Here is a 24,819-nt window from a genome sequence, read left to right on the forward strand (position 1 = left end):
GGAGGCGATAGTGTGTCATGACAGCCAATAACCTGATGGACCTGGTTGCGCTGAAGCCGTTGTCTGCCACCGAGGCAGGCTGTGTGGATCGCGTGTTGCGCGCCATGCGCACGCACTTGGGCATGGATGTAGCGTTCGTTTCTCATTTCCGCCAGACCGACCGCGTGTTCACCCACGTCGACGCGGCGGCGTTGATACCCCTGAGCCCCGGCGATGTGCTGGAGATGAGCGCCGGCTACTGTCGCGGCGTGGTCAGCGGCGAACTGCCCGGGCTTATCCGCGATACCGGTCAATTGCCGGCTGCGATGGCCATACCGCAGACCCCCGGCCTGCCAATCGGTGCGCACATGAGCGTGCCCATTCATTTGAGTGATGGACGCCTGTACGGGACGTTCTGCTGCTTCAGTCACGCACCGGATCCGGGGTTGACCGAACGCGACCTGAAGATGATGAAGGTGTTCGCCGAGCTGATTGCCGAGCGCCTGGAGTCCGACCTGCAAATGGTCCGCGATCATGACGACAAGGCGCTGCGCGTGCTGGACGTGATCCAGTCGCAGCAGCCACGCGTGGTCTATCAACCGATCTACGACCTGCACACCATGCACGTGGCAGGCTGGGAATGCCTGTCGCGCTTCAACGGCCAACCGGCGCGCACCCCGGACGTCTGGTTCAAGGAGGCCGCCGAAGTCGGTTTGGGCAAGGAACTGGAATGCCTGGCCATTGCTGTGGCCCTGGCCGGTCTGGCGCGGCTGGCGCCGGGCACCTACCTGAGCATCAACTGCTCACCCGAGCTGGTGCTCAGCGGACGATTGCTGGGTCTGTTCAAGAACTACCCGGCCGAGCGCCTGGTGCTGGAGATCACCGAGCATGCGGTGGTGCAGGACTATGCGTCGTTGCAAGTGGCCCTGCAGCCGCTGCGGCTGCGGGGTGTGCGCGTGGCCATCGACGATGCCGGCGCCGGCTATGCCAGCATGCGGCACATCCTGCAGGTGCGTCCGGACATCATCAAGCTCGACATGAGCCTGACCCGTGGCATCGACCAGGATTTCCAGCGACGCGCCATGGCGTCGGCGTTGATCGCGTTCGCCCGCGAGACGGGGAGTGTGATCGTTGCCGAAGGCGTGGAAACCGAAGCCGAGTTGGCGCAACTCAAACGCCTGGGCGCCGCCAACGCCCAAGGCTTCCTCCTAGGCCGCCCGGAACCCCTGTAGCAGCGGCGCAAGCCGCGTCGGCGACACATGCGGGGGGTCAGGATAAACGCGACGCCCCCGGACGCGGCTCGCGCCGCTGCTACAGAGATCGCGTGATCCGCGTCCGGGGGTATGTGGGTCGAAATGCGTTGAACCCTTAGAAAACCACACCCTGGCTGCGCAAGTAATCATCGTAGGTGCCGCTGAAATCGATCACGCCATCGGCGCTCAGCTCGATGATGCGGGTGGCCAGCGACGACACGAACTCGCGGTCATGGCTGACGAAAACCAGCGTGCCCGGATAGTTCTCCAGCGCCAGGTTCAGTGCCTCGATCGACTCCATGTCCAGGTGGTTGGTCGGTTCGTCCATGAGCAGCACGTTGGGCTTCTGCAAGGTCAGCTTGCCGAACAGCATGCGGCCCTGTTCACCACCGGAAATCACCTTCACCGACTTGAGAATCTCGTCGTTGGAGAACAGCATCCGGCCCAGGGTGCCACGTACCATCTGCTCGCCCTGGGTCCACTGGCCCATCCAGTCGAACAGGTTCATGTCGTCTTCGAAGTCGTGTGCGTGGTCCTGGGCGTAGTAGCCCAGCTCGGCGCTCTCGGTCCACTTCACCGCGCCCGCGTCCGGGGTCAGCTCGCCGACCAGGGTGCGCAGCAGGGTGGTCTTGCCGATCCCGTTCGGGCCGATGATCGCTACACGCTCGCCTGCTTCGACCACGAAGCTGAAGTTCTCGAACAGTGGCTTGCCGTCGAAGCCCTTGGACATCCGCTCGACGGTGACCGCCTGGCGGTGCAGCTTCTTGTTCTGCTCGAAACGAATGAACGGGCTGACGCGGCTCGAGGGCTTGACCTCGGCCAGCTGGATCTTGTCGATCTGCTTGGCCCGCGAGGTGGCCTGCTTGGCCTTGGAGGCGTTCGCCGAGAAGCGCGAAACGAAGGTCTGCAGCTCGGCGATCTGGGCTTTCTTCTTGGCGTTGTCCGACAGCAACTGCTCGCGCGACTGGGTCGCAGCGGTCATGTATTCGTCGTAGTTGCCGGGGAACAGGCGCAACTCGCCGTAGTCCAGGTCGGCCATGTGGGTGCAGACACTGTTGAGGAAGTGCCGGTCGTGGGAAATGATGATCATGGTGCTGTTACGCGCCGTGAGAATGTTTTCCAGCCAGCGAATGGTGTTGATGTCCAGGTGGTTGGTCGGCTCGTCGAGCAGCAACACTTCCGGATCCGAGAACAACGCCTGCGCCAGCAGCACCCGCAGCTTCCAGCCCGGCGCCACTTCGGTCATCGGGCCAAAATGCTGTTCCAGTGGAATGCCCAGGCCCAGCAACAGCTCGCCGGCACGGGACTCGGCGGTGTAGCCGTCCATTTCGGCGAACTCGGTTTCCAGCTCGGCGACGGCCATGCCGTCTTCCTCGCTCATTTCCGGCAGCGAGTAGATGCGATCACGCTCGGCCTTGACCTTCCACAGCTCCTCGTGGCCCATGATGACCGTGTCGATCACCGTGAAGTGCTCGTAGGCGAACTGGTCCTGGCGCAGCTTGCCCAGGCGCACGTTCGGCTCGAGCATGACCTGCCCGCCCGACGGCTCCAGATCGCCGCCCAGGATCTTCATGAACGTCGACTTGCCACAGCCGTTGGCGCCGATCAGGCCGTAGCGGTTGCCGTTGCCGAATTTCACGGAAACGTTCTCGAACAGCGGCTTGGCGCCAAACTGCATGGTGATGTTAGCGGTGGAGATCAAGGAGCTTACCTATCAATAACTGGGGGAGCGATGGTTTCGGTGGCCGAACTGCTGGGCGATACGCGGGGAATTCAAACCGGACATTGTGCGTATTGTCGCATAGGTATGGCAGCAGTTGTACGGCGCCCGACAGTCAATTCCCCCAGCAGATGCATCCTCACTTGAGCACCAACAACCGATACTCCCCCCCATCGCTTTCAATGCCATGGGTGTCATGGGTAAACCCGGGGAATGACCGGTCGAAGCTCTCCAGGGCTCGCAGGTAGGCCAGCAGCGGTCCATCGGCGGCGCCGGCGTTTTCTCCAGGCATCAGCAACGGAATGCCGGGCGGGTAGGGCACTATGCCCGTGGCGGCGATGCGTCCGGCTGCGTTCTCCAGAGTGACCTGTTCCACTTCGTTCCTGACCAGCTTCTCGTAGGCTTCCACCGGGCTGAATTCGGCCTTGGGCAGCATGCCAAAGGCCGCGGCCAAGGCTGCAGTGGTGCGGGTTTCCTTCATTGCCGCGAAAATTTCTTCGGCCAGATCGCGCAGGCCCATGCCGCTGTAGCGCTGCTGGGTGGCAGCAAGCAGGTCGGGCAGGCACAGCTCGAGCTCCAGGTTGGCATCGTAATCACGCTTGAAGTCCAGCAGCGCATTCACCAAGGTGCCCCACTTGCCTTTGGTGATACCGATGGAGAACAGGAAGAGCAGGGTGAAGTCGGTGGTCTTCTCGACCACGATGCCCTGCCGGCCCAGATACGCGCTGATCACACACGCCGGTATGCCGAAGTCCAGAAGCTCGCCGTCGTCGCCCATGCCGGGGCTCAGGATCGACACCTTGATCGGGTCGAGCATGCAGTAGCCGTCTTCGATGTCGCCGAAACCGTGCCAGACTTCGTTGGGGTGCAGGACCCAGCAGTCGGGGTCGGATTTGAGCTTGAGCGGATCGACTTCATGGAACGCGATGGCGGCACCGCCGACCGCTATCGACGGCGGCTGCCAGCAGGACACGAACCAGTCGCCGTTGGCGAGCATGTCGCTGTGCATGCGCGAGATCACCTGGCGGAAAGCGATGGCCTCCTCGAGGGATTCGTTGGTGAGAATCTGCCCGCTCGGCGCCTCCATCATGGCCGAGCTGACGTCGCACGACGCCATGATCGCGTAGTTGGGCGAGGTCGAGGCGTGCATCATGTACGACTCGTTGAAGCGTCCGTGGGGGATCGGATTGCGCCCGTTGCGCACGTGGATCATCGACGCCTGGGACAATGCTGCGAGCAACTTGTGGGTCGACTGCGTGGCGAACACCGTGGGCTTGGACGCGTCGTGATCGTCGGGGCTGCCGTGCATCGCGAAGCGGTCCTTGTACAACGGATTGAACCGCGCATAGCCGTACCAGGCCTCGTCGAAGTGCAGGCGGTCGACGCTTTGCCCGAGCAACTCCTCCACGCGCGTCACGTTATAGGTCAGGCCGTCGTAGGTGGAGTTGGTGACGATGGCATGCACCGGCGTGGGGTCGATGTGACTCTTGACCAGCGGGTTGCCTGCAATCGCCGCGCGCACCCCGTCGGCACTCAAGGTCTGCGGCAGAATCGGACCGATGATGCCGAAGCGATTGCGCGTCGGCACCAGGTAGGTCGGAATCGCCCCCGACAGCGTCATCGCGTGCTCGGCAGACTTGTGACAGTTGCGGTCGCACAGCGCGATCTGGTCGCGGGTGACGCTGGCCATTAGGATCACCCGGTTGGACATCGACGAGCCGTTGGTGACGTAGTAGGTGCGATGCGCGCCGAACACCTTGGCCGCGTAGCGCTCGCCCTGGCCGATGGGCCCGCTGTGGTCGAGCAGGGAGCCCAGCTCGCCCACCGAGATGGACAGGTCGGAACGCAACAGGTTTTCCCCGAAGAACTCGTAGAACGCCCGGCCCGCCGTGCTCTTCAGAAACGCCGTGCCGCCGGCATGCCCTGGCGTATGCCAGGAGTATTCATAGCTGCGGGCAAACTTGAGCAGCGCGCCGAACATCGGCGGCAACACCGCCTGCCGATAGCGCTCGATGGCGGCCATGATCCGCCCACTGAGAAAGCGGCTGGTGTCTTCCGGCAGCCAGATGAAATCGTCGGCGTGTTGCATGACGATCAGCGGCACATTGGCGGCAGTGCTGCGATCGCTGATCAGAAACACCGGGACCCGAGTATTGCGTTCGCGCAGGGTGACGAGCAGGTCGATGCATTGCTGGTGGTGATCGCTCTCGTCCATTTCCCAACTCAGCAGCACGCACTGGATCGCCGGGTCGGTGCTCAGGATGGCCTTGGCGTCGCGCACGCTTTCCGAAGTGATCACGCTGACCGCGCGCTCTTCCACATCGGCGATGAGCTGGATCAGCGCCCGGCCGAATACCGTGCGTTTGTCGGGCTGGTTGCTGACCAGCAGTGCCAGCATCCCCAGCAGGTTTCTATGTTCCGTCATGGTCGTGCCTCCAGTTCAGGGGTCTTCAATGTCGAGTGGGGCAGGCCGTTCACGGGAATCGGCTCGCCGACGATGTGCTGGGCGGCGACGGTCTGGGTCGGGGCGCTGTTGTTGACCGCTTCCAGGCGGATCAGGCGGTTGTTGACGAAACCGAACAGCGTATAGCCGACGATGGTCGCCACACCGCCAAGCATCAGCGCCTGGGCGCCCGAGCTATACAGCGCCAGGTAGCTGTAGGCCGCTGCGATCCAGGCGACGATGTTGGTCACCAGGGCTTTGTTGGCCGGTACGTTGGACACTTTCTGCAAGGTCATCAGGGTGGCCATCGACAGGATGTAGGGCACCAGGTTGGTGACCACCGCCAGGTTCACCAGGGTATCGAACTGCTTGGCCAGGTCGGGGCTGATGGTCAGCAGGGCCAGGGCCGTCTGGATTGCCAGCAGGACCAGCATGCTGATGATCGGCACACCGTGCTGGTTGACTTTGGCGAAGATCGGCAAGAAGTAACCGGTGTCGGCAGAACTCTTGAACACCTGTGCGACCGTGAACTGCCAGCCCAGCAGCGAGCCGATGCAGGCCAGGACCATCAGGCCCATGACCAGATTGCCGATCATCGGCGTGAACATCGTGGCGAACACCAGGCCGAACGGTGCGGTAGAGGACACCAGCTCGGCATTGCCGACGATGCCCGCGATGACGTTGGTGGAGACGATGTAGATCACCGCCGCGCCCAGGGTCCCGCCGAGCACGGCGATGGGCACGTTCTTTTCCGGGTTTTCCACGGCATCGCCGTTGGCGCAGGCCGACTCCAGGCCCAGGAACGCCCACAGCGTGATTGCCACCGAGGCACCGGCCGCTTCGTACCAGGGCATGTCGTGGGGGTTCCAGCCCGCCGCATAAGTGCTGCTGTCGAACCAGAACCAGCCGACCGTCGATACCAATACGACCGGGGCAATCACGCCCCACACCGTGATCGCACCGATCTTGCCGGTAATGTTGGCCCCGCCGAAATTGGCGAAGGTGGTGATCCACAGCAGCGCAATGGTCGCCAGGCCCACTTGCAGCGAATCGAGTTTGATACCGAACAACGTCTGGATATAACCAACCGCCGTGATGCTGATCGCCACGTTGGCGATCAACAGTGACAGTCCATATGTGTAGTTGGTGATGTAGTTGCCCGACTTGCCGAACGTATATTCCGCATAGCCACCCATGCCGCCGGTCTTGCGGCTGAGCATGCCGCAGCGGGCGAAGGCATAGGCCAGGGCCAGGGAGCCGGTGGCCGTGATCAGCCAGGAGAGAATCGAGATGCCGCCGACTTCGGCGAGTTTGGTGGGTAACAGAACGATGCCGGACCCCAGCATGTTGACGGCTGTCAGCATGGTCAGCTGACTTACACTCATCTTCTTCATGACGGCCACTCCATTGCCAGGATCATCAGCGAGGCCTTTAGCTATAGCAAAGAATCGACAGATGACAAGGCGAGGCGTGGTTGGTCGACGTCAGGATGCCGCTCGTCAAGCCAACGGCACTTCCAGCGCAGTAGTCGTCTCCCACTATCAGGCGCGGATGAACCGTGCCAAGAAAGGAGACATATCATGGTCCAAGACAACAATCACCCGGATAACCCCTATCAAGGGCCGGCCGAGCCCGGCAGCGGGGAAGAGGGCTACCCTGATATTCACGAGAAGGACGAGAAGCACGACGAGCACGACGATGATCAGGACGGCTCGCCGGGCAACAAGGCGGTAGATGAACCAGGCCGCAACGCGCTTGTCGATGAAGACGAAGAACATTCCCTCGGCAACAGCCTTTAAGCCATACGTTTGACCACCAGGCACACCTGCACCCTGCCGAGTGCGGGGTGCTCTTGTGCAGCGTGATTCGTCAGCTCTCTTTCAGCCCGTTGAGTTGCATGTATTCATCCCATGGCATACCGGCCATTTCGGCCACTTCCTTGTGCACTTCCAGACGCTGGGTTTCGAACTCTTGCGGCGTCGCGGCGGTGAGTTGCAATGTCAATTCCCAGGCAAACATGCCTTGCGCATCAGCGAATTCCTCGAACGCCTCGTGCAGGCGCTCCGCACGGTATTCCGTAACGCTGACTCCGGCTGCACGTGCTGCCAGCGGGTTGAGAGTGTCCAGTTCGGTTTGCAGCTCGGGACGCGCTTCGAGAAAGCGGTCCAGGGCGGCCTGGTGACGCGAATCGGGTTCTGCCATGAGGCCTTCGATGGGTAATGAAAGAGCAGGGATTGTGCAGGCACGGATGCAGGCAGGCAATGCCGCTGATGCGCGCTTTTGTGACGAAGCGCACGCATCGGTTTGGAACGAGCACTGCAGCGAGGGCACTAAGGCCTACCTTCATTCATCACCGCGGGACCTTGCGATGGCCTATGTGTTGTTGCTGTTGGCAGGCGCCGTATTGGCGACTTCGGCCGCTTTGTGGCCGCAATTGTACGGCGTGTACGGCGTGTACGGCGCACCTCGGCGTTCCCGCCTGGGCGCCTGGGTGCTGGGTCATTTCGAGGTGCTTGGCGCTTTCGTTCTGTTCCTCATGGCCATGCATCTTTGTCAGTGATGGGTCGGTGATGCCGGCATCACGTGGCAGTGATACATTCGCGGTTTATTTCGAATGGAAACGACGATGCGGATCATCGCAGCAGCACTGGGCTTGTGTGTACTTACCGGTTGCACGGGCCTGAACATGAAACAGGCGCGCAGCGCAGCGCCTGTGCAAACCATGAGCTCGGAAAAAACCGCGCAGAAAATAGCCCAGTGCGTTCAGTTCAGCTGGCAGGACGAAGCCATGTTCGGTGTCATGACCGATGCCTCTTCGGAGGCCAGCGAGGGCGGGTACACGGTGTTCACACCTGCGGCGACCTATTTCGCCGACATCCGCCCGCGCGGCGCCGGCAGTCTGGTCAGCTTCTATGCCCGCGAGCAGGGCGAGGTCGCTACGCGTCGCCTGGCCTCTCTGGCCACCTGCCTCTGAGTGCAAGGCCTTGTGCTGCAAAGTAATCTGCACGTCGGCGCTGCAACGGCGTCATATGCGCTGAACCCCATGTGCTTTCAGCGAGGATGATATGGCACCCAGCAGTTCGACGCAGATTCCCGACCCTTTGGATCGTCCCAACGATCCGATCGAACCCGAGCCGTTTGCCGAGGGCAAGCCTGCCGAAGACCCACGTCCCGGCGACGAGAATCTTTCGCCCGTATCGATGGACCGCGATCGGGAGATGGATCCGCGTGAGGTCCGCACCCAGACCGGTGACGCTGACATGAGCCCTGACGATCCCGCCTGAAGCTACCAACTGATGCGCACCCCCAGGCTGCCTTGCAGGCTTTCCTGGGGTTGTGAGTCCAGGCTGCGGGCGTAGTCGGCATTGAGGTACAGGCTGACATCGCTGCTCAATCGGGCTGCGATGCCCAACCCGAGCTGAGCCTGCGTGCTGCGATGCTGGGTGCGCAAGGTGTCGCTGTCATCGAACGTCACTGCGTCTTCGCCCTGGAAGGTGTGCCACAGGTTGGCCCGTACGTAGGGCTCGACCGGCGTGCCGCTGACACGGTACTCGCCCTTCAAGCGCGCGCCCAATCTGGCGCGCCAATAGTCTTCGCTGTCGAAGTCCACTTTCGATACCGGGTCACGAGCCGTGTCCAGCGTGACCCTCTGGCCGATCAGTTGCGCCTGCGGCTCCAGTGTCCAGTCCCCGGATAAAGCAATCGGATAGCCGCCTTCCACGGAAAGGGTGATGCCGTGTCCATCGAGATCCAGGCTATAGCCGCGTTCGGAGCGGCTGCGTCCGGTGAACCGGGTGCCCATGGCCACCACGTCCACGTAGCCGCCGGCCGGGCCCACCAGGGTCCAATAGGCACCTAGATTGTCGGCGCGCAGGCGGATGTCGCCGGAGGGGGTGTCGTCGAACCCCAGGGCGAAGCCACGCACCTGGCCGTCCACACGTGAATGCCCAGCGAACAGTCCTGCATGCTGGCGATAGCCGTCGTCGCCGAGGGTGGCGAACAAGTCGTGACCGACCTGGTAGCCGCGGGTGTTGCCTTTGAGGCTTGGCGCTGCGGCCCCGGCCCATTTCTGCCGCCCGTGGCTGCCGAATGTGCGTGCCCAGCCCGCCGCCAGGGCGCCGCGCTCACCGAGCAGGCTTTGTTCGCCCTGCCGCTCGTGGAAGCTGCCCAGGCTGTCCAGCGCCAGCAAGGCGGCGGCCGGAGGTACGACGCTGTAGGCCGGCACCTCGATCCGATAGAGCACGATACGCTGGCCCGGAGTGGCCTTCGGCAAGATCGGCGTGCCGACCGCAGCAACGGGTGCCTGGGCGGCTGGAGCGGGTTCCGTTGGTGTTGGTTCGGCCACAGGTGTTTCCGGCTGCACGGGCGCCGGCGGCACGAATGGCTCGACCGGGGTCTCCTCGGGCAGTTCGGCGTCCGGCGGTGTTACCGATGGCGGCTCATCGACCGGGGGTTGCGTCACCGGAGGTTGGACAACGGGCGGCTCGATGATCGGTGGTTCGGCTATCGGAGGTTCGACCACCGGGGGCGCGATGATCGGCGGTTCGACCACAGGCGGTGTCACCGGCGGCGCTGCCACCACGGAAGACCGCAGGAACCAGCTGTTCTCGCTTCCTGCGGTCACGCCGCCCTTGAACAGGTAATACTGATAGGCCCCGACCGACAAGTCTTGCGCCAGGTTGAAAGCGCCGTCAGTGCTGGTCGCGCCCTGCGTGGCCTCGACCACGGCAATGCCGTTGGCAAGGGTCAGCGCGCCCTGGCCGTCGAGGTTGTCCACCGTGATCGCCGTGCTGCCGCTGACGGTGCCGCGCGCCACGATCAGCCGGTCGGCAGGCGCGTCGTCACCACCCAGCACGCTCTGCAAGCGCAAACGCGCGTCATTGCCCACATAGTTGCCAATCACGGTCAGCCGGTCACTCGCGTCGGCGCCACTGCGGGTCAGATCGATCAGGCCGGCGTTGTTCAGGGTCACCGTTTGCGCGGCGACTATCGGCCCGACCCAACCCTGGGTGGCGCCCAGCGTACTGGTGCGGTCAAGGTTGAGCAGACCGCTGTCCAGCGGCGTCGAGTCATCGGCCAGGCTCAGCCGGTCGGGCAGGTCCAGCACCGAGCCGTTGTTCAGGTTGATGGTTTCCCAGTAGCTGTAGCGCGCGCCGCCGGTGGTGCGGCTGTTGTCCAGTGTCAGGGTATCGACCCCGGCATCACCGTAGACCAGGCTGGGGGAGGCCAGTTGTGTCTCGCCCAGGTTGCTCAGCAGCGCCGTATCGTTGCCTGGGCCCAGGCTGATGGCGCCGTGGATCAGGCCCGCGTCGCGCCAGATGAAGCGGTCGTCGCCGAAGCTGAGCAAGACGTTGCCGCCGATATCACCACCGCTTACCGTCACCTGGTCGGTGCCGCCACTGACGCTGATGTTGCCGCCGATGCTGCCTGCGGAAACGGCGATGGTGTCATTGCCGAAGCCGGCAACCAGGTTGCCGTTGATGCGCCCGCCGGACAGCTCGAACAGGTTGTTGTCGAGCTTCATGTCGACCCGGCCGATGGTGCCGCCGCTCATCCGCGCGATGTCGCCGTCCTCGAAGGCGCCGACGATAGTGCCGTCGGTCATGAGAAAGGTATCCAGCCCGTCACCTTGCCCCAGAGCCTGGATCTGCCCGCCGCGCATGATGAAGTTGTCGATGCCGCTGCCTTGGTTAACCGTACCGCTGACGGTACCGCCAACGACTTCGAGCGTATCGGCGCCATCGCCTTGGGTCAGGGACAACAGGCGCCCGGCGCTGATGAACACGGTATCGGCACCCGCGCCGGTGTTCAGTGCGCCGCCCACAGTGCCCGAGCGCATCAACAAGCTGTCCTGGCCAGGGCCGAACTCGACCGCGCCGGTGATGGTGCCCGTGCCGTCGGCGGGCAGGGTAAGGCTGTTGTTGCCCAGCAGGTCGGAAAGCCCCGGCGCCGTTCCGCTGTCGCACACGTAGGCGTCATTGCCGACGCCGGGGCTGAAGGTGCAATCGGACCGGGCGTATTCGCACGGTACGGCCAGTGCGGTCAGTAGACTGGTGCGTATCAACAACTCGTTGGTATTCATTGGCAACTCCCACAGCCAAGCGCGCGGATTAAACAAGGCGCGGTGGGCGATCAGGTGGTCAATGCAGACTTGCAATGCAACGAGTGTAGTCGAGAGGTTTTTAAAGTTGGTATTGAAAGCAGCTTTATATCAAGTTATTCAATAACGGTATTGATGAAAATATCTATTCATCAATACCGTTGGCAGTGAGCGCATTGTTGCTGTCTATCGATATTCAAGAAGCCTTGCGCGGGCTGCGACGTGCAGGCGTTTTTTTCGTCGCGGATTTTTCCTTGGCAGGCTTGGCCTTCGACGTGGTGGGTGATTTGCCAGCGAGGCTGCGCTTGAGCAGTTCGGTCAGGTCGATGACATCCGCAGTCTTGCGCGCTTCCTGGCCGACCTCGGTTTCCACGTCTTCGATCTCACCCTTGTTGGCCTTTTTCTCCACCAGCGCCATGATCTTCTGCTCGAACTTGTCGACATACTCTTCAGGCTGCCAGTCGCCACTCATGTCTTCGACCAGGCGCTTGGCCATGTCCAGTTCCCTCTTGGTCAGTTCGGGTTTCTTCACCTCTTTGCCCAGCTCGAGTATATCCAGGTCGCGAACTTCCGAAGGCCAGCGCAACTTGACCATCACCAGCGCGCCGTCCAATGGCATCAGTGCCGCCAAGTACTGGCGGGTGTGCAATACCACCAACGCAAGTGCAACTTTCTTGGTACTGACCAGCGTTTCGCGCAACAGCGCGTAGACTTTCTCGCCACGTCGGTCAGGTGCCAGGAAGTAGGGTGTGTCGATATTGGGCAGGGGAATCTGGTTGCGGTCGACGAAGGAGAAAATATCGATGGTCTGGGTTGAAACAGGGTGCGCGGCGCGGATCTCGTCTTCACTCAAGACTACGTAGCGGCCTTTTTCGTACTGCACGCCTTTTACGATGTTTTCCTTGTCCATCTCCTTGCCGGTTTTCTTGTTGATACGCTTGTAGCCGACTGGGTCCATGCTGCGTTTGTCCAGCCAGTCGAAGTCGACGCCCTGGGAGGCAGTGGCCGATACCAGCGCTACGGGAATATGAACCAGTCCGAAGCTGATCGCGCCTTTCCAGATTGCTCGTGCCATGGTGAAGGGTGCTCCTGCGCGGTGTGTTTGCAGGTGACCTTGCAGCCGCCCGCTAAGTTTCAATGGGCTGGGTGCGATGCAATTTGCAACGCTGTTGCACCTGGATCTTGCACAATGCACGATACGTTTGGGTGCTTTAGGGGTTAAGTGTTTGATTTGTATGGCGAGTGTATGGCGAGGCGTGGGGCATGGAACGTGCACTGTATTCGGGCAAGCCCGATCTCAGGGATAAGACCAAGAATGGAGTGTCATCATGTTGTCCACCCTTGAACTGCGCAATATCATTGAAAGCAGTTTCCTGCCGCACCGCTGCCAATGTACCCAGGCCCATGACCGTTCGCTGACTGTGCGCGTGTTCGACCGTACTTCGCACAAGGTGGATTACATGCTCAGCGGCATTCGCACCGAGCAATTGACCAGTAGCCGCGCGATCTCGAACCTCATCGCAGGCATGCGCACCGACCTCAAATTGCAGCACCAAAGGCCCAAGGCGGTTGGCGAGTACCTTTGACCCCGTAGCAGCGGCCTTTTTTCGCTGTAGGAGCGGTCTGTGGCCGCGAACCAGACACCGCGGTGCATCCACCGGTACGCGGTGGGCCTTCGCGGCCGATGACCGCTCCTACGGATGTTCGTCAATCGCGGTAGAACACCTGCACCAGGTGATAACCGAACTTGCTTTTCACCGGCCCGTGCACCGTACGCAGCGGTTTCTTGAAAATGATCTGGTCGATGGCACCGACCATCTGCCCCGGTCGCACTTCACCCAGGTCACCGCCGCGCTTGCCTGACGGGCAGGTCGAATACTTTTTCGCCAGCACATCGAACGCCTCACCTTTGGCAATCCGCAGGCGCAGCGCCTCCGCCTCCTCGGCAGTTTTGACCAGAATGTGCTTTGCTTGTGCCTTCATTGCCCGATGCTCGCTGGAAAAAGCCGCTGATTATGCCGCAAATCACGCCAGGTTGATCATGTCGCGGATCTTGCTGCCCAGGCGCTCGATGGAAAACGGCTTGGTGATCATGTCCATGCCCTCGGCAAGAAAACCGTAGCGTTCCGCCGCTTTCTCGGCATAGCCGGTGATGAACAGCACCTTCAACCCCGGCCGCTGCTGCCGTGCAATCTCCGCCAACTGCCGGCCGTTGAGCCCTGGCAGGCCCACATCGGTCACCAGCAGGTCGATGTCCAATCCCGCGTCGAGCAAGGCCAGCGCCGCCGTGGCCTCGCCGGCGGAATGCGCGGCGTAGCCCAGTTCGTCGAGCACATCGAGCACCAGCATCCGCACCGCTGGATCGTCCTCGACCACCAGCACGCTTTCACCGTCCCGGGCCATGGGCAACACGGCCGGAGCGCGCTGCTCGGCCAGCGCATCGGACGGTTCGCTGTGCCGCGGCAGGTACAGGCGCACGCAGGTGCCCTCGCCGGGACGGCTCTGCAGCGTTACCTGTCCGCCCGACTGCTGGGCGAAGCCATAGATCATCGACAGGCCCAGGCCGGTGCCCTGACCGATGGGCTTGGTGGTGAAGAACGGATCGAATGCCTTGGCCAGCACCGGCGCACTCATGCCGCTGCCGTTGTCGCTGACCCGGAACATCACGTAGGCACCCGGCTTGACCGGCTCCAGCGTAGCGCCTTCAGGGGTGGCGTCGAGCTCGCAGTTGGCGGTTTCGATGGTCAGCACACCACTGTCCGGCATCGCGTCGCGGGCATTGATCACCAGATTGAGCAGGGCGTTCTCCAGCTGGCTGGCATCGGTGTTCACTGGCCAGACGTCGGGCGCCAGTTGCAGCTGCAACTGCAGATGTTCGCCGAGCGTGCGGCTGAACAGCTCTTCGAGCGAATGCACCAGCGCGTTGGGCGCCAGGCGCTTGCGGTCCAGCGACTGCCGTCGCGAAAACGCCAGCAAGCGATGGGTCAGACCGGCGGCGCGATGGGCCGAACTGACCGCCGCCTCGCTGAAGCGCTTGATTTCGCTGCTGCGCCCGGCGTCGATGTAGCGCTGCATCAGGTCGAGGCTGCCGATGATGCCGGTGAGCATGTTGTTGAAGTCGTGGGCGATGCCACCGGTCAACTGCCCCAGCGCTTCCATCTTCTGCGCGTGGCGCAACGCCTCTTCGGCGCGTTCGCGCTCCTGCATTTCGTTCTGCAGGCGCAGGTTGACCTCGGCCAGGGCCTGGGTCCGCTCGCTGACCCGGGTTTCCAGGTGCTCGTTGAGCTCGCGCAGCGCCTGCTCCACCTGGCGGCGATTCTGTACGTCTTCGGTCATGCCGAACCATTGCCGGATCACGCCGTCGGCATCCAGTTGGGGCAGCGCACGGGCGTGCATCCAGTGGTAGCTGCCATCGGCCATGCGCAGACGGTACTCGGCATCGTAGGGGCGACCAGTGCTCACCGCCAGGTGCCAGGCGTCGAGGGTTGGCAGGTGATCGTCCGGATGCACCAGTTGCGCCCAATCGTCGTCCGGTCGCAGGCTGCGCATGCCGGTCAGCTGGCGCCAGCGCTCGGTCTGGCTTTCGCCGTCGGTGCGGCCATTGGCATCGGCGGTCCAGTGCACCGCCGGGGACAGCTCGATGGCCATGCGGAAATGCGCCTCGCTGTCGCGCAGCTCCTGCTCGGTGCGTTTGCCCACCGCGCTCACTTCACGGCGCTCGTTGGCCTCGATGGCCGTGACCAGAATGCCGGCGACGCGCTCGTTTTCGTCGCGAATCGGGCTGTAGGTGAGGTCCAGCCAGACCCGCGCCGAGTGCCCTTCGCGCGGCAGATTGAAGCCCTTCTCGGTGAAGGCACGCACTTCGCCGCGCATCACCGCGGCGTAGATGGGATCGGAAAATGGCTTGAGCTCGGGCCAGATGCGGTCCACCGGCTGGCCCAGGGCGCGGGGGTGGTTGCTGCCCACCAGCAAGGCAAAGGCGTCGTTATACAGCTGGCATAGCTGCGTGCCCCACAGCAGCAGCATCGGCATGGGCGAGTGGGTGACGATGTCCACGGCCGTGCGCAGGCTCTGTGGCCAGGCATCGGGGCCGGGCAGGGGGCTGTCGGTCCAGTCCATGCTGGCGATCAGTGTCGCGACCTTGCCGCCCACAGGTGAGGCATTCATTGCGTTATCCTTTGATTTACCGCGGCTGCTTATCCAGCCAAGCTATAGCGTACTTTCTATCGACCGCCTTTACAGGACCCCAAGCCTATGGAAATCCAGGCATTGCTCAAGCTCCTGGCCAGTCAGGACGGCTCCGACCTCTACCTGTCCACTGGCGCGCCACCCTGCGCCAAGTTCAACGGCGTGCTCAAGCCGCTCAGCGCCGAAGCCTTGAAACCAGGCGACATTGCCGCGATCGCGGCCAGCATCATGGACGCCGAGCAGCGTATCGACTTCGAGCGTGAGCTGGAAATGAATCTGGCGTTGTCGATCCACGGGGTAGGGCGCTTTCGCGTCAATATCTTCAAGCAGCGCAACGAAGTGTCCATTGTCGCACGCAACATCAAGCTCGACATTCCCAGCTTCGAAGACCTCAAGCTGCCGCGCAAGCTGCTCGACGTGATCATGGAAAAGCGTGGCCTGGTGCTGTTCGTCGGCGCGACCGGTTCCGGCAAGTCGACGTCGCTGGCCGCATTGATCGACTATCGCAACCGCAACAGCAGCGGGCACATCATCACCATCGAGGACCCGGTGGAGTTCATCCACCGGCACAAGAAGTCGATCATCAATCAGCGTGAAGTGGGGGTCGACACGCGCAGCTTCCAGGCCGCCCTGAAGAACACCCTGCGCCAGGCGCCCGACGTGATCCTGATCGGCGAGATCCGCGACCGCGAAACCATGGAACACGCACTGGCATTCGCCGACACCGGCCACCTGGCGATTTCCACCTTGCACGCCAACAACGCCAACCAGGCGCTGGACCGCATCATCAATTTCTTTCCCGAAGACCGCCGCCCGCAGTTGCTCAACGATCTGGGCAACAACCTGCAGGCGTTCGTCTCGCAGCGGCTGGTACGCACCACCGACGGCAAGCGCCGCGCGGCGGTCGAGGTGATGCTGGGCACGCCGACGATTCGCGACTTCATTCACCGCAACGAGTTTTCCGAGCTCAAGGGCATCATGGAGAAATCGGTGAACCTGGGGATGCAGACGTTCGACCATGCTTTGTACGAGCTGGCCATTGAGGGGGCGATCAGCGAGGAAGAAGCGTTGAAGAATGCCGATTCGGTGAACAACCTGCGCCTGCGCTTGAAGCTGCACGGCGAGGAAGGCGTGCAGCACACCTCGGCGCCCGCCCCGCCCACGCCTGCATCCGACCGCAAAAGCGCAGATTGGGGCCTGGTGAGCGACGACCCCGAAAGCCCGCAGTGACCCGCCAATGATCCTTGTAGCAGCGGCGCGAGCCGCGTCCGGCCTCATCGCGGTTTTACAGATACACCGCAGCGCACCCGGACGCGGCTCGCGCCGCTGCTACAAGGGTCTGCGCTACAGATGAATCTCAACCGCCAAGGGCAAATGGTCCGACAGGTGCGTCCACGGCTTGTTGCCCAGAATGATCGGCCCGTGGCTGGTCGCGTTGCGCACATAGATCCGATCCAGGCGCAGCAGCGGAAAGCGCGCCGGGTAGGTCTTGGCCAACTGCCCGTTGTGCCGTTCGAACGCCTCGTGCAGATCCTTGCGCTTGGCCAGCGTGGCGTTGCCGCGCAACTGCCAGTCGTTGAAATCGCCGGCAATGATCACCGGCGCATCCTCGGGCAATGAATCGAGCAGCTGGCTCAACAGCGCCAATTGCTGTTGCCGGTGGCTTTCCAGCAGCGACAAGTGCACACAGATCGCATGCACCTCGTCGTGCCCCGGCACCTGCAACACGCAATGCAGCAAGCCGCGGCGCTCGGGCCCGGTGATCGAGATGTCGAGGTTGCTGTAGCGCAGGATCGGGTACTTGGACAGCACCGCGTTGCCATGGTGGCCGTCCGGGTACACTGCGTTGCGCCCGTAGGCGAAATCGCTCCACATGCTGTCGGCGAGAAACTCGTACTGCGACATCTGCGGCCAGTTGGAGAACTTCGACGCATGGCCGTCGTGGCCGCCCAGCACTTCCTGCAGGAACACCAGGTCGGCGCTGGTGCTGCGCACCGCCTCACGCAATTCGGGCAGGATGAAACGGCGGTTGAATGCGGTAAAACCCTTGTGTGTATTCACCGTCAGCACCCGCAGGCGATGCACTTCACGGGTCTGGTCCGGCGCTTGCGGGCCGAGCGGTTCGCTGGGGGGAGCGATGGTCACAGAAGCTCCTTGCACATGGTAATGTCCTTACTCCGACTTTGCCGGCACGGGGCGGTTCCCCGCGTCATTGCGCCAGCCAGCCACCGTCGATGTTCCACGCCGCGCCGCGCACCTGGCTGCCGGCCTCGCTGCACAGAAACATCACCAGTTCGCCCAGATGCTCGGGCGTGACGAATTCCAGCGAGGGCTGTTTTTCCGCAAGCAATTCGCGCTGGGCGTCGGCTGGGTCACCACCCTTGGCTGCACGATCATCGATCTGCTTCTGTACCAGCGGAGTCAGCACGAAGCCGGGGCAGATGGCGTTGCAGGTGATCTGCGTGGTCGCGGTTTCCAGGCCGACCACCTTGGTCAGGCCGATCACGCCATGCTTGGCGGCGACGTAGGCGGCCTTGCCGACCGAGCCGACCTGGCCGTGCACCGAAGCGATATTGACGATCCGCCCCCAGCCTTTCTCACGCATGCCCGGCAGCGCCAGGCGAGTGCCGTGGAACACCGAGGACAGGTTGATCGCGATGATCGCGTCCCAGCGCTCCACCGGAAACGCCTCGACCGCCGCCACGTGCTGGATGCCGGCGTTGTTGACCAGGATATCGACACCGCCGAACGTCGCTTGCACGTACTCGAACAGCTCGGCCAGCTGCGTCGGGTCACTCACGTCGGCACCGTGGTGGGCGACCTGGGTGCCATGCCGGCGCACTTCCGCGAGGGCCGCCGCCGGATTGCCGAAACCGTTGAGCACCACGTTGGCGCCGTGGCGGGCCAGCACCGAGGCAATGCCCAGGCCGATGCCGCTGGTGGAGCCGGTAACCAAAGCCGTCTTGCCGTCGAGTGCCATATGCATTACCTCTGGGGTTGTCCTGCAATCTATACCACGCTACACCAGCGCCGCCTGCAGCAATTCCTGGGTGTAGGGATGCCGAGGGTCGGTGAACAGTCGGTCGGTAGGGCCGTGCTCCACCACCTGGCCGTCCTTGACCACGATCACATCATGGGCCAGCGCCCGCACCACCGCCAGGTCATGGCTGATGAACAGGTAGGTCAGGCCGTGGCGCTCCTGCAACTGAAGCAGCAGTTGCACCACCTGCTTCTGCACCGTGCGGTCGAGGGCCGAGGTCGGCTCGTCCAGCAGAATCAGCGCCGGGCGCAGCACCAGTGCCCGGGCGATGGCGATACGCTGACGCTGGCCACCGGAAAATTCGTGGGGGTAGCGGTGCCGTGCCGCGGGGTCCAGGCCGACTTCGCGCAGCACCTGGATGACCTGCTCGTCACAGGCCCGTGCGTTGGCGCCGCTGTGCACTTCCAGACCTTCGCTGATGATCTGCGCCACCGACATGCGCGGGCTGAGGCTGCCGAAGGGGTCCTGGAAGACCACCTGCATCTGCTTGCGCCACGGCCGCATCTGCTTCTGATCCAGACCATCGAGTGCCTGGCCCTGGAAGCGAATGCCGCCCTGGGAGTCGAGCAGGCGCAGGATCGCCTGGCCGAGGGTCGACTTGCCCGAACCGGACTCGCCGACGATGCCCAGGGTCTTGCCCTGCTGCACGCTCAGGCTGATGCCGTCCACGGCCTTGACGAACTCGCGCGGCTTGCGGAACAGGCCGCCGTCCAACGGGTACCAGACCTTCAGGCCGTCCACCTGCAATAGTTCCGGCCGGGTTTCCTTGGACAGCACCGCGCCGGCCGGTTCGGCGTCCAGCAACAGTTGGCTGTAGGGGTGCTGCGGTGCGCTGAACAGCTGCTCGCAAGCGGCCTGCTCGACGATTTCGCCGGCACGCATCACGCAGACGTGCTGGGCAATGCTGCGCACCAGGTTGAGGTCGTGGCTGATCAGCAGCAGCGACATGCCCAGGCGCTTCTGCAATGACTGCAGCAACAGCAGGATGCGCCGTTGCACCGTCACGTCGAGGGCGGTGGTGGGTTCGTCGGCGATCAACAGCTGTGGCTCGCAGGCCAATGCCATGGCGATCATCACGCGCTGGCGCTGGCCCCCGGACAACTGGTGCGGGTAGGCCTTGAGGCGTTTGCGCGGGTTCTGGATGCCGACCATCTCGAGCAATTCCAGGATGCGTGCCTCGGCCTGCTTGCCACCCATGCCCTTGTGCACCAGCAGGGTTTCACCGATCTGCTTGTGCACGGTGTGCAAGGGATTGAGCGAGGTCATGGGCTCCTGGAAAATCATGGCGATGCGGTCACCGCGCATGCGGCGCAGGGTCGCTGCATCGGCGCCCATCAGTTCCTGCCCCTGGTAGCGCACGCTGCCCCTGCTGGTGCAAGCGGTGCCGGGCAACAGTTGCAGGATGGAATGGGCAGTCACCGACTTGCCCGAACCCGATTCCCCGACCAGGGCCACGCACTGGCCGACGGGAATGTCGAAGCTCACGTCCTTGACCACCGCCTGGCCATTGAACGCCACGCTCAGGTCGCGGATTTCGATGAGGTTTTCAGCGGTCATGGGCAGGGCCTTCTGCGGGGACTGGGATACCGCGTTCGCGGCCACTGGCCGCTCCTACAGGGATTGGTGAAGTGCCTGCATCCACTGTAGGAGCGGTCAGCGGCCGCGAATGAACCCCCACAAATCCCCAGTCAAGCACGCGGATCGAACGCATCGCGCAGCCCCTCTCCAATGAACACCAGCAGCGACAGTATCAGCGCCAGCGTGAAAAACGCGGTAAACCCCAACCAGGGTGCCTGCAGGTTCTGCTTGCCCTGGGCAATCAATTCCCCCAGCGAAGCGCTGCCGGCCGGCATGCCGAAACCGAGGAAATCCAACGCCGTCAGCGTGGAAATCGCCCCGGTCAGAATGAACGGCAGAAAGCTCAGGGTCGCGTTCATGGCGTTGGGCAGAATGTGCCGCAGAATGATCTTGCGGTCCGACAGCCCCAGCGCTCGCGCTGCCTTGACGTATTCCAGATTGCGCCCGCGCAGGAACTCGGCGCGCACCACGTCCACCAGCGCCAACCAGGAAAACAGCGCCATGATCCCCAGCAACCACCAGAAATTGGGTTCGACGAAGCCCGACAGGATGATCAGCAGGTAAAGCACCGGCAGCCCCGACCAGACCTCCAGCAGACGCTGGCCGAACAGGTCCACCCAACCGCCGTAGTAGCCCTGCAGAGCACCGGCGCCGATGCCGATCAGTGAGCTGATCAAGGTCAATGCCAGGGCAAACAGGATCGACACCCGCGCGCCGAAGATGACCCGCGCCAGCACATCGCGCGACTGGTCGTCGGTGCCCAGCCAGTTGGTGGTCGACGGCGGGCTGGGCGCCGGTTGGCTCAGGTCGTAGTTGGGCGTGTCGGCGCTGAACGGAATCGGTGGAAACAGCATCCAGCCGCCGCGCGCCTCGATCAACTGCCGCACATACTCGCTGCGGTAGTCGGCCTGGAACGGCAGCTGGCCGCCGAATTCCTGCTCAGTGTGGCGCTTGAATACCGGGAAATACAGCTCGCCGTCGTACTTGAGCACCAGCGGTTTGTCATTGGCGACCAACTCGCCGCCCAGCGTCAGGGCGAACAGGGCCAGGAACAGCCACAGCGACCACCAGCCGCGACGGTTTTGCTTGAAGCGGTCCAGGCGACGACGGGCCAGGGGCGACAGGCGCATCAGGCATTCCTCGCGCTGAAGTCGATGCGGGGATCGACCAGGGTGTAGCACAGGTCGCCGATCAGTTTGATCAGCAGCCCCAGCAGGGTAAAGATGAACAGCGAGCCGAACACCACCGGATAATCCCGCGCCACGGCGGCCTCATAGCTCAGGCGACCGAGCCCGTCGAGGGAGAAGATCACCTCGATCAGCAACGAACCGGCGAAGAACACGCTGATGAACGCCTGGGGCAGGCCGGCCACCACCAGCAGCATGGCGTTGCGGAACACATGGCCGTACAGCACCCGTTGCTCGCTCAGGCCCTTGGCCCGCGCCGTCACCACGTATTGCCGGGTGACCTCGTTGAGGAAGGAATTCTTGGTAAGAATGGTCAAGGTGGCGAAACCACCGATCACCAGCGAGGTGACCGGCAGCACCAGGTGCCAGAAGTAGTCGGCGACCTTGCCCAGCAGGCTGAGCTCGGCGAAATTGTCCGAGACCAGCCCGCGCACCGGAAACCAGTTCAACGAAGTGCCGCCGGCGAACACCACGATCAGCAGCATGGCGAACAGAAACGCCGGCATGGCATAACCGATGATGATCAGGCTGCTGCTCCAGATGTCGAAGCGGCTGCCATGGTGCACCGCCTTGCGGATGCCCAGCGGGATCGACACCAGGTAGGTGATCAAGGTGGCCCAGAAGCCCAGCGAGAGGGTCACCGGCATCTTGTCCAGGATCAGGTCGGTGACCTTGGCGCCGCGAAAGAAGCTGCTGCCGAAATCCAGCACCGCGTAGCTCTTGATCATCAACCACAGGCGCTCGTGGGCCGGTTTGTCGAAACCGTACTGGCGCTCGATGTCCTTGATCAGTTTCGGGTCCAGGCCACGGCTGGCCCGCGAGCCGCCCTGCAGTGTGTCGCCGCCGCCACCGGTGACGCTGGCGCCGCCTACGCCCTGCAGGCGCGCAATGGCTTGCTCCACCGGCCCCCCCGGCGCGGCCTGAACGATGGCGAAATTGACCAGCAGGATCGCCAGCAAGGTCGGCACGATCAGCAGCAGGCGACGTAGCGTGTAACCCAGCATCAGTGAGTCTTCCCTGTCAGGCGGTCGCGCATCTGTTCGGTGGTCAGCGCCGTCGGGCTGACCTCCCACCAGGTTTCGATGGCCGGGTCATTGGGCGCTGGCGAGGCGGGCATGCCGAAGCGGTTCCACCACACCGTGGAGGTGCCCGGCGGGTAATAGTTGGGCACCCAGTAGTAGTTCCACTGCAGCACCCGGTCGAGGGCGTGCGCGTAGTCGCGCATCTGCGGTTGCGTGCTGGCCGCGCCGAGGCCATTGATCAGCTGGTCCACGGCCGGGTCCTTGAGCACCATCAGGTTGTTCGAGCCGGGGTCGGTGGCCACGCTCGAGCCGAAGAAGTTGTACAGCTCGATGCCCGGCGTCGGGGTCACCGGGTAGCCGCTGATGATCATGTCGTAGTCGCGCGCCATCAAGCGGTTGACGTACTGCGAGGAATCGATGCGACGAATCTCCATGGTGATGCCGATCTGCGCCAGGTTGCGTTTCCAAGGCAGCAGCAAGCGCTCCAGACCGTTCTGGGTATTGAGAAAGGTGAAGCTCAGCGGCTGGCCTTCGGCGTTCACCAGACGGTCGCCGTCGGCGTGCCAGCCGGCCAGCTGCAGCAGGCGCAAGGCTTGCAACTGCTTGTCGCGGATCAAGCCCGAGCCGTCGCTGACGGGCGCATGAAAGACTTTGCTGAACACTTCATCCGGCACCTGGCCACGCAGTTTTTCCAGAATCTGCAATTCGCCGTCGCTGGGCAATTCACGGGCGGCCAGCGGGCTGTTGGAGAAGAAGCTCTGCTGCCGGATGTACATGCCGCGCATCATCTGCCGGTTGCTCCATTCGAAGTCCCAGAGCATGGCCAGCGCCTGGCGCACGCGGCGGTCCTGGAACACCGGTCGCTGCAGATTGAAAATGAAGCCCTGGGCCGATTGCAGGCCCTGCTTGGCCAGGTGCGCGCGTTGCAGGCGGCCATCGTCGAGCGCCGGGCCGTTGTAGCCGATGGTATAGGCGGTGGCGGAGAACTCGCGGTTGTAGTCGTAACCGCCGCCGCGCAGCACCTGGCGAGCCACATCGGTGTCGCCGAAGTACTCGATGCTGAAGCGGTCGAAGTTGTACATGCCGCGTGCTTCGGGCAGGTCCTTGCCCCACCAGTCGGGGTTGCGCTGGAAGGTGATGCTGCGGCCGTTGTCGATCTTGTCGATACGGTACGGGCCGCTGCCCAGCGGTGCCTCGAAGCCGCCGCCGTTGGCGAAGTCGCGGGTTTTCCACCAGTGTTCGGGCAGCACCGGCAGCGTCGCCAGGTCCAGCGGCAGGGTGCGGCTTTCGGCGCTCTTGAAGTTGAAACGCACCTGGCGCGGGCCCTCGACCTGCACGTCCGCCACATTGGCGAACTGCGTGCGGTAGCCCAGGCTGCCTTCGCGCATCAACAGCTCGAAGGTGTAGCGCACGTCCTGCGCGGTGATCGGCTGGCCGTCGGCGAACACCGCCTTGGGGTTGAGGTAGAAGCGCAGCCACAGGCCGTCTTCACTGCGCTCCATGCGCTCGGCCACCAGCCCGTACACGGTGTACGGCTCGTCCAGCGAGCGCACCGCCAGAGGGGCGTAGAGCAGGCCGTCGACCTGGCTGACGCCGATGCCCTTGTCGATGTACGGCAGAATGTGGTCGTACTGGCCGATCTCCACCGCCGAGCGGCGCAGGCTGCCGCCCTTGGGCGCGTCGGGATTCACATAGTCGAAATGCTGGAAGTCGGCAGGGTAGCGGGGCGCTTCGCCGTAGACGGTCAATGCGTGCTGCGGCGCAGCCTGGGCATTGCTCGCGGTGGTGAACAGGGCACAAAGAACGAATGAGAGGAAAGCTGCGCGCATTGTCTGCCTGAGTCGAAGAGCGAAGGGTGCAGCCTAACATCATGGCCCGGTGGCATTGCAAATGCAGAACGGCCCGCGATAGACGGGCCGTTCAGGTGTAACGCAGACCGTGGACTGATCAGTCCTGGCGGCTGGTGACTTCCAGCAGGTGGTAACCGAACTGGGTCTTCACCGGGCCCTGCACGACGTTGATCGGCGCGCTGAACACGACGGTGTCGAATTCCTTGACCATCTGGCCTGGGCCGAACGAACCCAGGTCGCCACCTTGGCGGCTGGAGGGGCAGGTGGAGTTGGCCTTGGCGATCTCCGCGAAATCGGCGCCGCCTTCGATCTGGGCCTTGAGGTCGTTGCACTTGGCTTCGTCGGCAACCAGGATGTGGCGGGCAGTGGCTTTAGCCATGGTGATTCTCCTTTCTGAAAAAGTGGGCAGGGTACCCGATTGAGGGGGCATTTTCCTGCAAAAGTTCCATGTGGATGTCC

Annotated in this window: 22 protein-coding genes; 7 read left to right on the top strand and 15 right to left on the bottom strand. The window is 63.2% G+C overall.

Annotation, left to right across the window (positions count from 1 at the left end; all coding sequences use genetic code 11):
- Nucleotides 1-17: 17 nt before the first annotated feature.
- Nucleotides 18-1,211 (top strand): sensor domain-containing phosphodiesterase, encoded by a 1,194-nt coding sequence (locus IFT75_RS09165; protein WP_192054424.1) that lies wholly within the window; start codon nucleotides 18-20, stop codon nucleotides 1,209-1,211.
- Nucleotides 1,212-1,347: 136 nt separating this feature from the next.
- On the opposite strand, the gene IFT75_RS09170 is transcribed toward IFT75_RS09165, so the two are convergent.
- From IFT75_RS09170 to potE, 3 genes are all read right to left on the bottom strand, one after another.
- Nucleotides 1,348-2,934: an ABC-F family ATPase gene (locus IFT75_RS09170; protein WP_122478465.1), complete on the bottom strand. Its 1,587-nt coding sequence runs from the start codon at nucleotides 2,932-2,934 to the stop codon at nucleotides 1,348-1,350.
- A 157-nt stretch (nucleotides 2,935-3,091) separates the two neighbouring features.
- The gene (locus IFT75_RS09175; RefSeq protein ID WP_192054426.1) at nucleotides 3,092-5,377 is read right to left on the bottom strand and encodes an Orn/Lys/Arg family decarboxylase; all 2,286 of its coding nucleotides are present in this window, start codon (nucleotides 5,375-5,377) and stop codon (nucleotides 3,092-3,094) included.
- The gene (gene potE / locus IFT75_RS09180; protein ID WP_192054428.1) at nucleotides 5,374-6,798 is read right to left on the bottom strand and encodes a putrescine-ornithine antiporter; all 1,425 of its coding nucleotides are present in this window, start codon (nucleotides 6,796-6,798) and stop codon (nucleotides 5,374-5,376) included. Before potE ends, IFT75_RS09175 begins: the two co-directional genes overlap by 4 nt.
- Nucleotides 6,799-6,975: 177 nt before the next feature.
- Between potE and IFT75_RS09185 the strand changes: the two genes are divergently transcribed.
- Nucleotides 6,976-7,194 (top strand): hypothetical protein, encoded by a 219-nt coding sequence (locus IFT75_RS09185; protein WP_192054430.1) that lies wholly within the window; start codon nucleotides 6,976-6,978, stop codon nucleotides 7,192-7,194.
- A 70-nt stretch (nucleotides 7,195-7,264) separates the two neighbouring features.
- Here IFT75_RS09185 and IFT75_RS09190 read toward each other — a convergent pair whose 3' ends face one another.
- Complete coding sequence (locus tag IFT75_RS09190) at nucleotides 7,265-7,597, bottom strand: DUF6388 family protein (RefSeq protein WP_122478456.1); 333 nt, start codon at nucleotides 7,595-7,597, stop codon at nucleotides 7,265-7,267.
- Between the two features lie 10 nt (nucleotides 7,598-7,607).
- Between IFT75_RS09190 and IFT75_RS09195 the strand changes: the two genes are divergently transcribed.
- The 3 genes from IFT75_RS09195 to IFT75_RS09205 all read left to right on the top strand — a co-directional run bounded on the left by IFT75_RS09195 (nucleotide 7,608) and on the right by IFT75_RS09205 (nucleotide 8,679).
- On the top strand, nucleotides 7,608-7,955 hold the full coding sequence (locus IFT75_RS09195) for a hypothetical protein (protein ID WP_192054432.1): 348 nt from the start codon (nucleotides 7,608-7,610) through the stop codon (nucleotides 7,953-7,955).
- A 66-nt stretch (nucleotides 7,956-8,021) separates the two neighbouring features.
- Nucleotides 8,022-8,369, top strand: a complete 348-nt coding sequence (locus IFT75_RS09200; protein WP_192054434.1) for a hypothetical protein — start codon at nucleotides 8,022-8,024, stop codon at nucleotides 8,367-8,369.
- Between the two features lie 91 nt (nucleotides 8,370-8,460).
- Nucleotides 8,461-8,679, top strand: coding sequence for a hypothetical protein (locus tag IFT75_RS09205; RefSeq protein ID WP_192054436.1), 219 nt, complete (start codon nucleotides 8,461-8,463; stop codon nucleotides 8,677-8,679).
- 2 nt (nucleotides 8,680-8,681) lie between these two features.
- Here the strand turns inward: IFT75_RS09205 and IFT75_RS09210 are convergent, their stop codons facing one another.
- Both IFT75_RS09210 and ku read right to left on the bottom strand, forming a co-directional pair.
- Nucleotides 8,682-11,477, bottom strand: coding sequence for an autotransporter outer membrane beta-barrel domain-containing protein (locus IFT75_RS09210; protein ID WP_192054438.1), 2,796 nt, complete (start codon nucleotides 11,475-11,477; stop codon nucleotides 8,682-8,684).
- Nucleotides 11,478-11,691: 214 nt separating this feature from the next.
- Complete coding sequence (gene ku / locus IFT75_RS09215) at nucleotides 11,692-12,570, bottom strand: non-homologous end joining protein Ku (RefSeq protein WP_192054440.1); 879 nt, start codon at nucleotides 12,568-12,570, stop codon at nucleotides 11,692-11,694.
- A gap of 253 nt (nucleotides 12,571-12,823) precedes the next feature.
- On the opposite strand from ku, the gene IFT75_RS09220 reads away from it, so the two are divergent.
- Entirely contained in the window at nucleotides 12,824-13,081 is a 258-nt protein-coding gene (locus IFT75_RS09220; protein ID WP_185793536.1) for a DUF1652 domain-containing protein, read from the top strand.
- A 121-nt stretch (nucleotides 13,082-13,202) separates the two neighbouring features.
- Here the strand turns inward: IFT75_RS09220 and IFT75_RS09225 are convergent, their stop codons facing one another.
- The gene (locus IFT75_RS09225; protein WP_192054442.1) at nucleotides 13,203-13,478 is read right to left on the bottom strand and encodes a peptidylprolyl isomerase; all 276 of its coding nucleotides are present in this window, start codon (nucleotides 13,476-13,478) and stop codon (nucleotides 13,203-13,205) included.
- Between the two features lie 42 nt (nucleotides 13,479-13,520).
- Nucleotides 13,521-15,662, bottom strand: a complete 2,142-nt coding sequence (locus IFT75_RS09230; protein ID WP_192054444.1) for an ATP-binding protein — start codon at nucleotides 15,660-15,662, stop codon at nucleotides 13,521-13,523.
- Nucleotides 15,663-15,749: 87 nt separating this feature from the next.
- On the opposite strand from IFT75_RS09230, the gene IFT75_RS09235 reads away from it, so the two are divergent.
- The gene (locus IFT75_RS09235; RefSeq protein WP_185793534.1) at nucleotides 15,750-16,913 is read left to right on the top strand and encodes a PilT/PilU family type 4a pilus ATPase; all 1,164 of its coding nucleotides are present in this window, start codon (nucleotides 15,750-15,752) and stop codon (nucleotides 16,911-16,913) included.
- Between the two features lie 114 nt (nucleotides 16,914-17,027).
- Here the strand turns inward: IFT75_RS09235 and IFT75_RS09240 are convergent, their stop codons facing one another.
- From IFT75_RS09240 to IFT75_RS09270, 7 genes are all read right to left on the bottom strand, one after another.
- On the bottom strand, nucleotides 17,028-17,822 hold the full coding sequence (locus IFT75_RS09240) for an endonuclease/exonuclease/phosphatase family protein (protein WP_122714227.1): 795 nt from the start codon (nucleotides 17,820-17,822) through the stop codon (nucleotides 17,028-17,030).
- A gap of 70 nt (nucleotides 17,823-17,892) precedes the next feature.
- Nucleotides 17,893-18,663, bottom strand: coding sequence for a 3-hydroxybutyrate dehydrogenase (locus IFT75_RS09245; protein WP_192054446.1), 771 nt, complete (start codon nucleotides 18,661-18,663; stop codon nucleotides 17,893-17,895).
- A 39-nt stretch (nucleotides 18,664-18,702) separates the two neighbouring features.
- Entirely contained in the window at nucleotides 18,703-20,280 is a 1,578-nt protein-coding gene (locus tag IFT75_RS09250; RefSeq protein WP_192054447.1) for an ABC transporter ATP-binding protein, read from the bottom strand.
- 131 nt (nucleotides 20,281-20,411) lie between these two features.
- Nucleotides 20,412-21,434, bottom strand: a complete 1,023-nt coding sequence (locus tag IFT75_RS09255) for an ABC transporter permease (RefSeq protein WP_192054519.1) — start codon at nucleotides 21,432-21,434, stop codon at nucleotides 20,412-20,414.
- Nucleotides 21,431-22,492, bottom strand: a complete 1,062-nt coding sequence (locus IFT75_RS09260; protein ID WP_192054449.1) for a microcin C ABC transporter permease YejB — start codon at nucleotides 22,490-22,492, stop codon at nucleotides 21,431-21,433. Before IFT75_RS09260 ends, IFT75_RS09255 begins: the two co-directional genes overlap by 4 nt.
- Nucleotides 22,492-24,339, bottom strand: a complete 1,848-nt coding sequence (locus tag IFT75_RS09265; protein ID WP_192054451.1) for an extracellular solute-binding protein — start codon at nucleotides 24,337-24,339, stop codon at nucleotides 22,492-22,494. Before IFT75_RS09265 ends, IFT75_RS09260 begins: the two co-directional genes overlap by 1 nt.
- Before the next feature lie 118 nt (nucleotides 24,340-24,457).
- Nucleotides 24,458-24,739, bottom strand: coding sequence for a peptidylprolyl isomerase (locus tag IFT75_RS09270; protein WP_043189047.1), 282 nt, complete (start codon nucleotides 24,737-24,739; stop codon nucleotides 24,458-24,460).
- Nucleotides 24,740-24,819: the final 80 nt, after the last annotated feature.

The organism is Pseudomonas sp. CFBP 8758, from assembly GCF_014841725.1.
Taxonomy (GTDB): Bacteria; Pseudomonadota; Gammaproteobacteria; order Pseudomonadales; family Pseudomonadaceae; genus Aquipseudomonas; species Aquipseudomonas baltica.

Bases quoted from the DNA above. Each gene is read 5' to 3' on its own strand.
- IFT75_RS09265 (WP_192054451.1), bottom strand. From the start codon at position 24,339: ATGCGCGCAGCTTTCCTCTCATTCGTTCTTTGTGCCCTGTTCACCACC.
- IFT75_RS09260 (WP_192054449.1), bottom strand. From the start codon at position 22,492: ATGCTGGGTTACACGCTACGTCGCCTGCTGCTGATCGTGCCGACCTTG.
- IFT75_RS09210 (WP_192054438.1), bottom strand. From the start codon at position 11,477: ATGAATACCAACGAGTTGTTGATACGCACCAGTCTACTGACCGCACTG.
- IFT75_RS09190 (WP_122478456.1), bottom strand. From the start codon at position 7,597: ATGGCAGAACCCGATTCGCGTCACCAGGCCGCCCTGGACCGCTTTCTC.
- IFT75_RS09185 (WP_192054430.1), top strand. From the start codon at position 6,976: ATGGTCCAAGACAACAATCACCCGGATAACCCCTATCAAGGGCCGGCC.
- IFT75_RS09230 (WP_192054444.1), bottom strand. From the start codon at position 15,662: ATGAATGCCTCACCTGTGGGCGGCAAGGTCGCGACACTGATCGCCAGC.
- IFT75_RS09225 (WP_192054442.1), bottom strand. From the start codon at position 13,478: ATGAAGGCACAAGCAAAGCACATTCTGGTCAAAACTGCCGAGGAGGCG.
- IFT75_RS09235 (WP_185793534.1), top strand. From the start codon at position 15,750: ATGGAAATCCAGGCATTGCTCAAGCTCCTGGCCAGTCAGGACGGCTCC.
- IFT75_RS09200 (WP_192054434.1), top strand. From the start codon at position 8,022: ATGCGGATCATCGCAGCAGCACTGGGCTTGTGTGTACTTACCGGTTGC.
- IFT75_RS09220 (WP_185793536.1), top strand. From the start codon at position 12,824: ATGTTGTCCACCCTTGAACTGCGCAATATCATTGAAAGCAGTTTCCTG.
- IFT75_RS09245 (WP_192054446.1), bottom strand. From the start codon at position 18,663: ATGGCACTCGACGGCAAGACGGCTTTGGTTACCGGCTCCACCAGCGGC.
- IFT75_RS09270 (WP_043189047.1), bottom strand. From the start codon at position 24,739: ATGGCTAAAGCCACTGCCCGCCACATCCTGGTTGCCGACGAAGCCAAG.
- IFT75_RS09175 (WP_192054426.1), bottom strand. From the start codon at position 5,377: ATGACGGAACATAGAAACCTGCTGGGGATGCTGGCACTGCTGGTCAGC.
- IFT75_RS09205 (WP_192054436.1), top strand. From the start codon at position 8,461: ATGGCACCCAGCAGTTCGACGCAGATTCCCGACCCTTTGGATCGTCCC.
- IFT75_RS09165 (WP_192054424.1), top strand. From the start codon at position 18: ATGACAGCCAATAACCTGATGGACCTGGTTGCGCTGAAGCCGTTGTCT.
- IFT75_RS09195 (WP_192054432.1), top strand. From the start codon at position 7,608: ATGGGTAATGAAAGAGCAGGGATTGTGCAGGCACGGATGCAGGCAGGC.
- IFT75_RS09250 (WP_192054447.1), bottom strand. From the start codon at position 20,280: ATGACCGCTGAAAACCTCATCGAAATCCGCGACCTGAGCGTGGCGTTC.
- ku (WP_192054440.1), bottom strand. From the start codon at position 12,570: ATGGCACGAGCAATCTGGAAAGGCGCGATCAGCTTCGGACTGGTTCAT.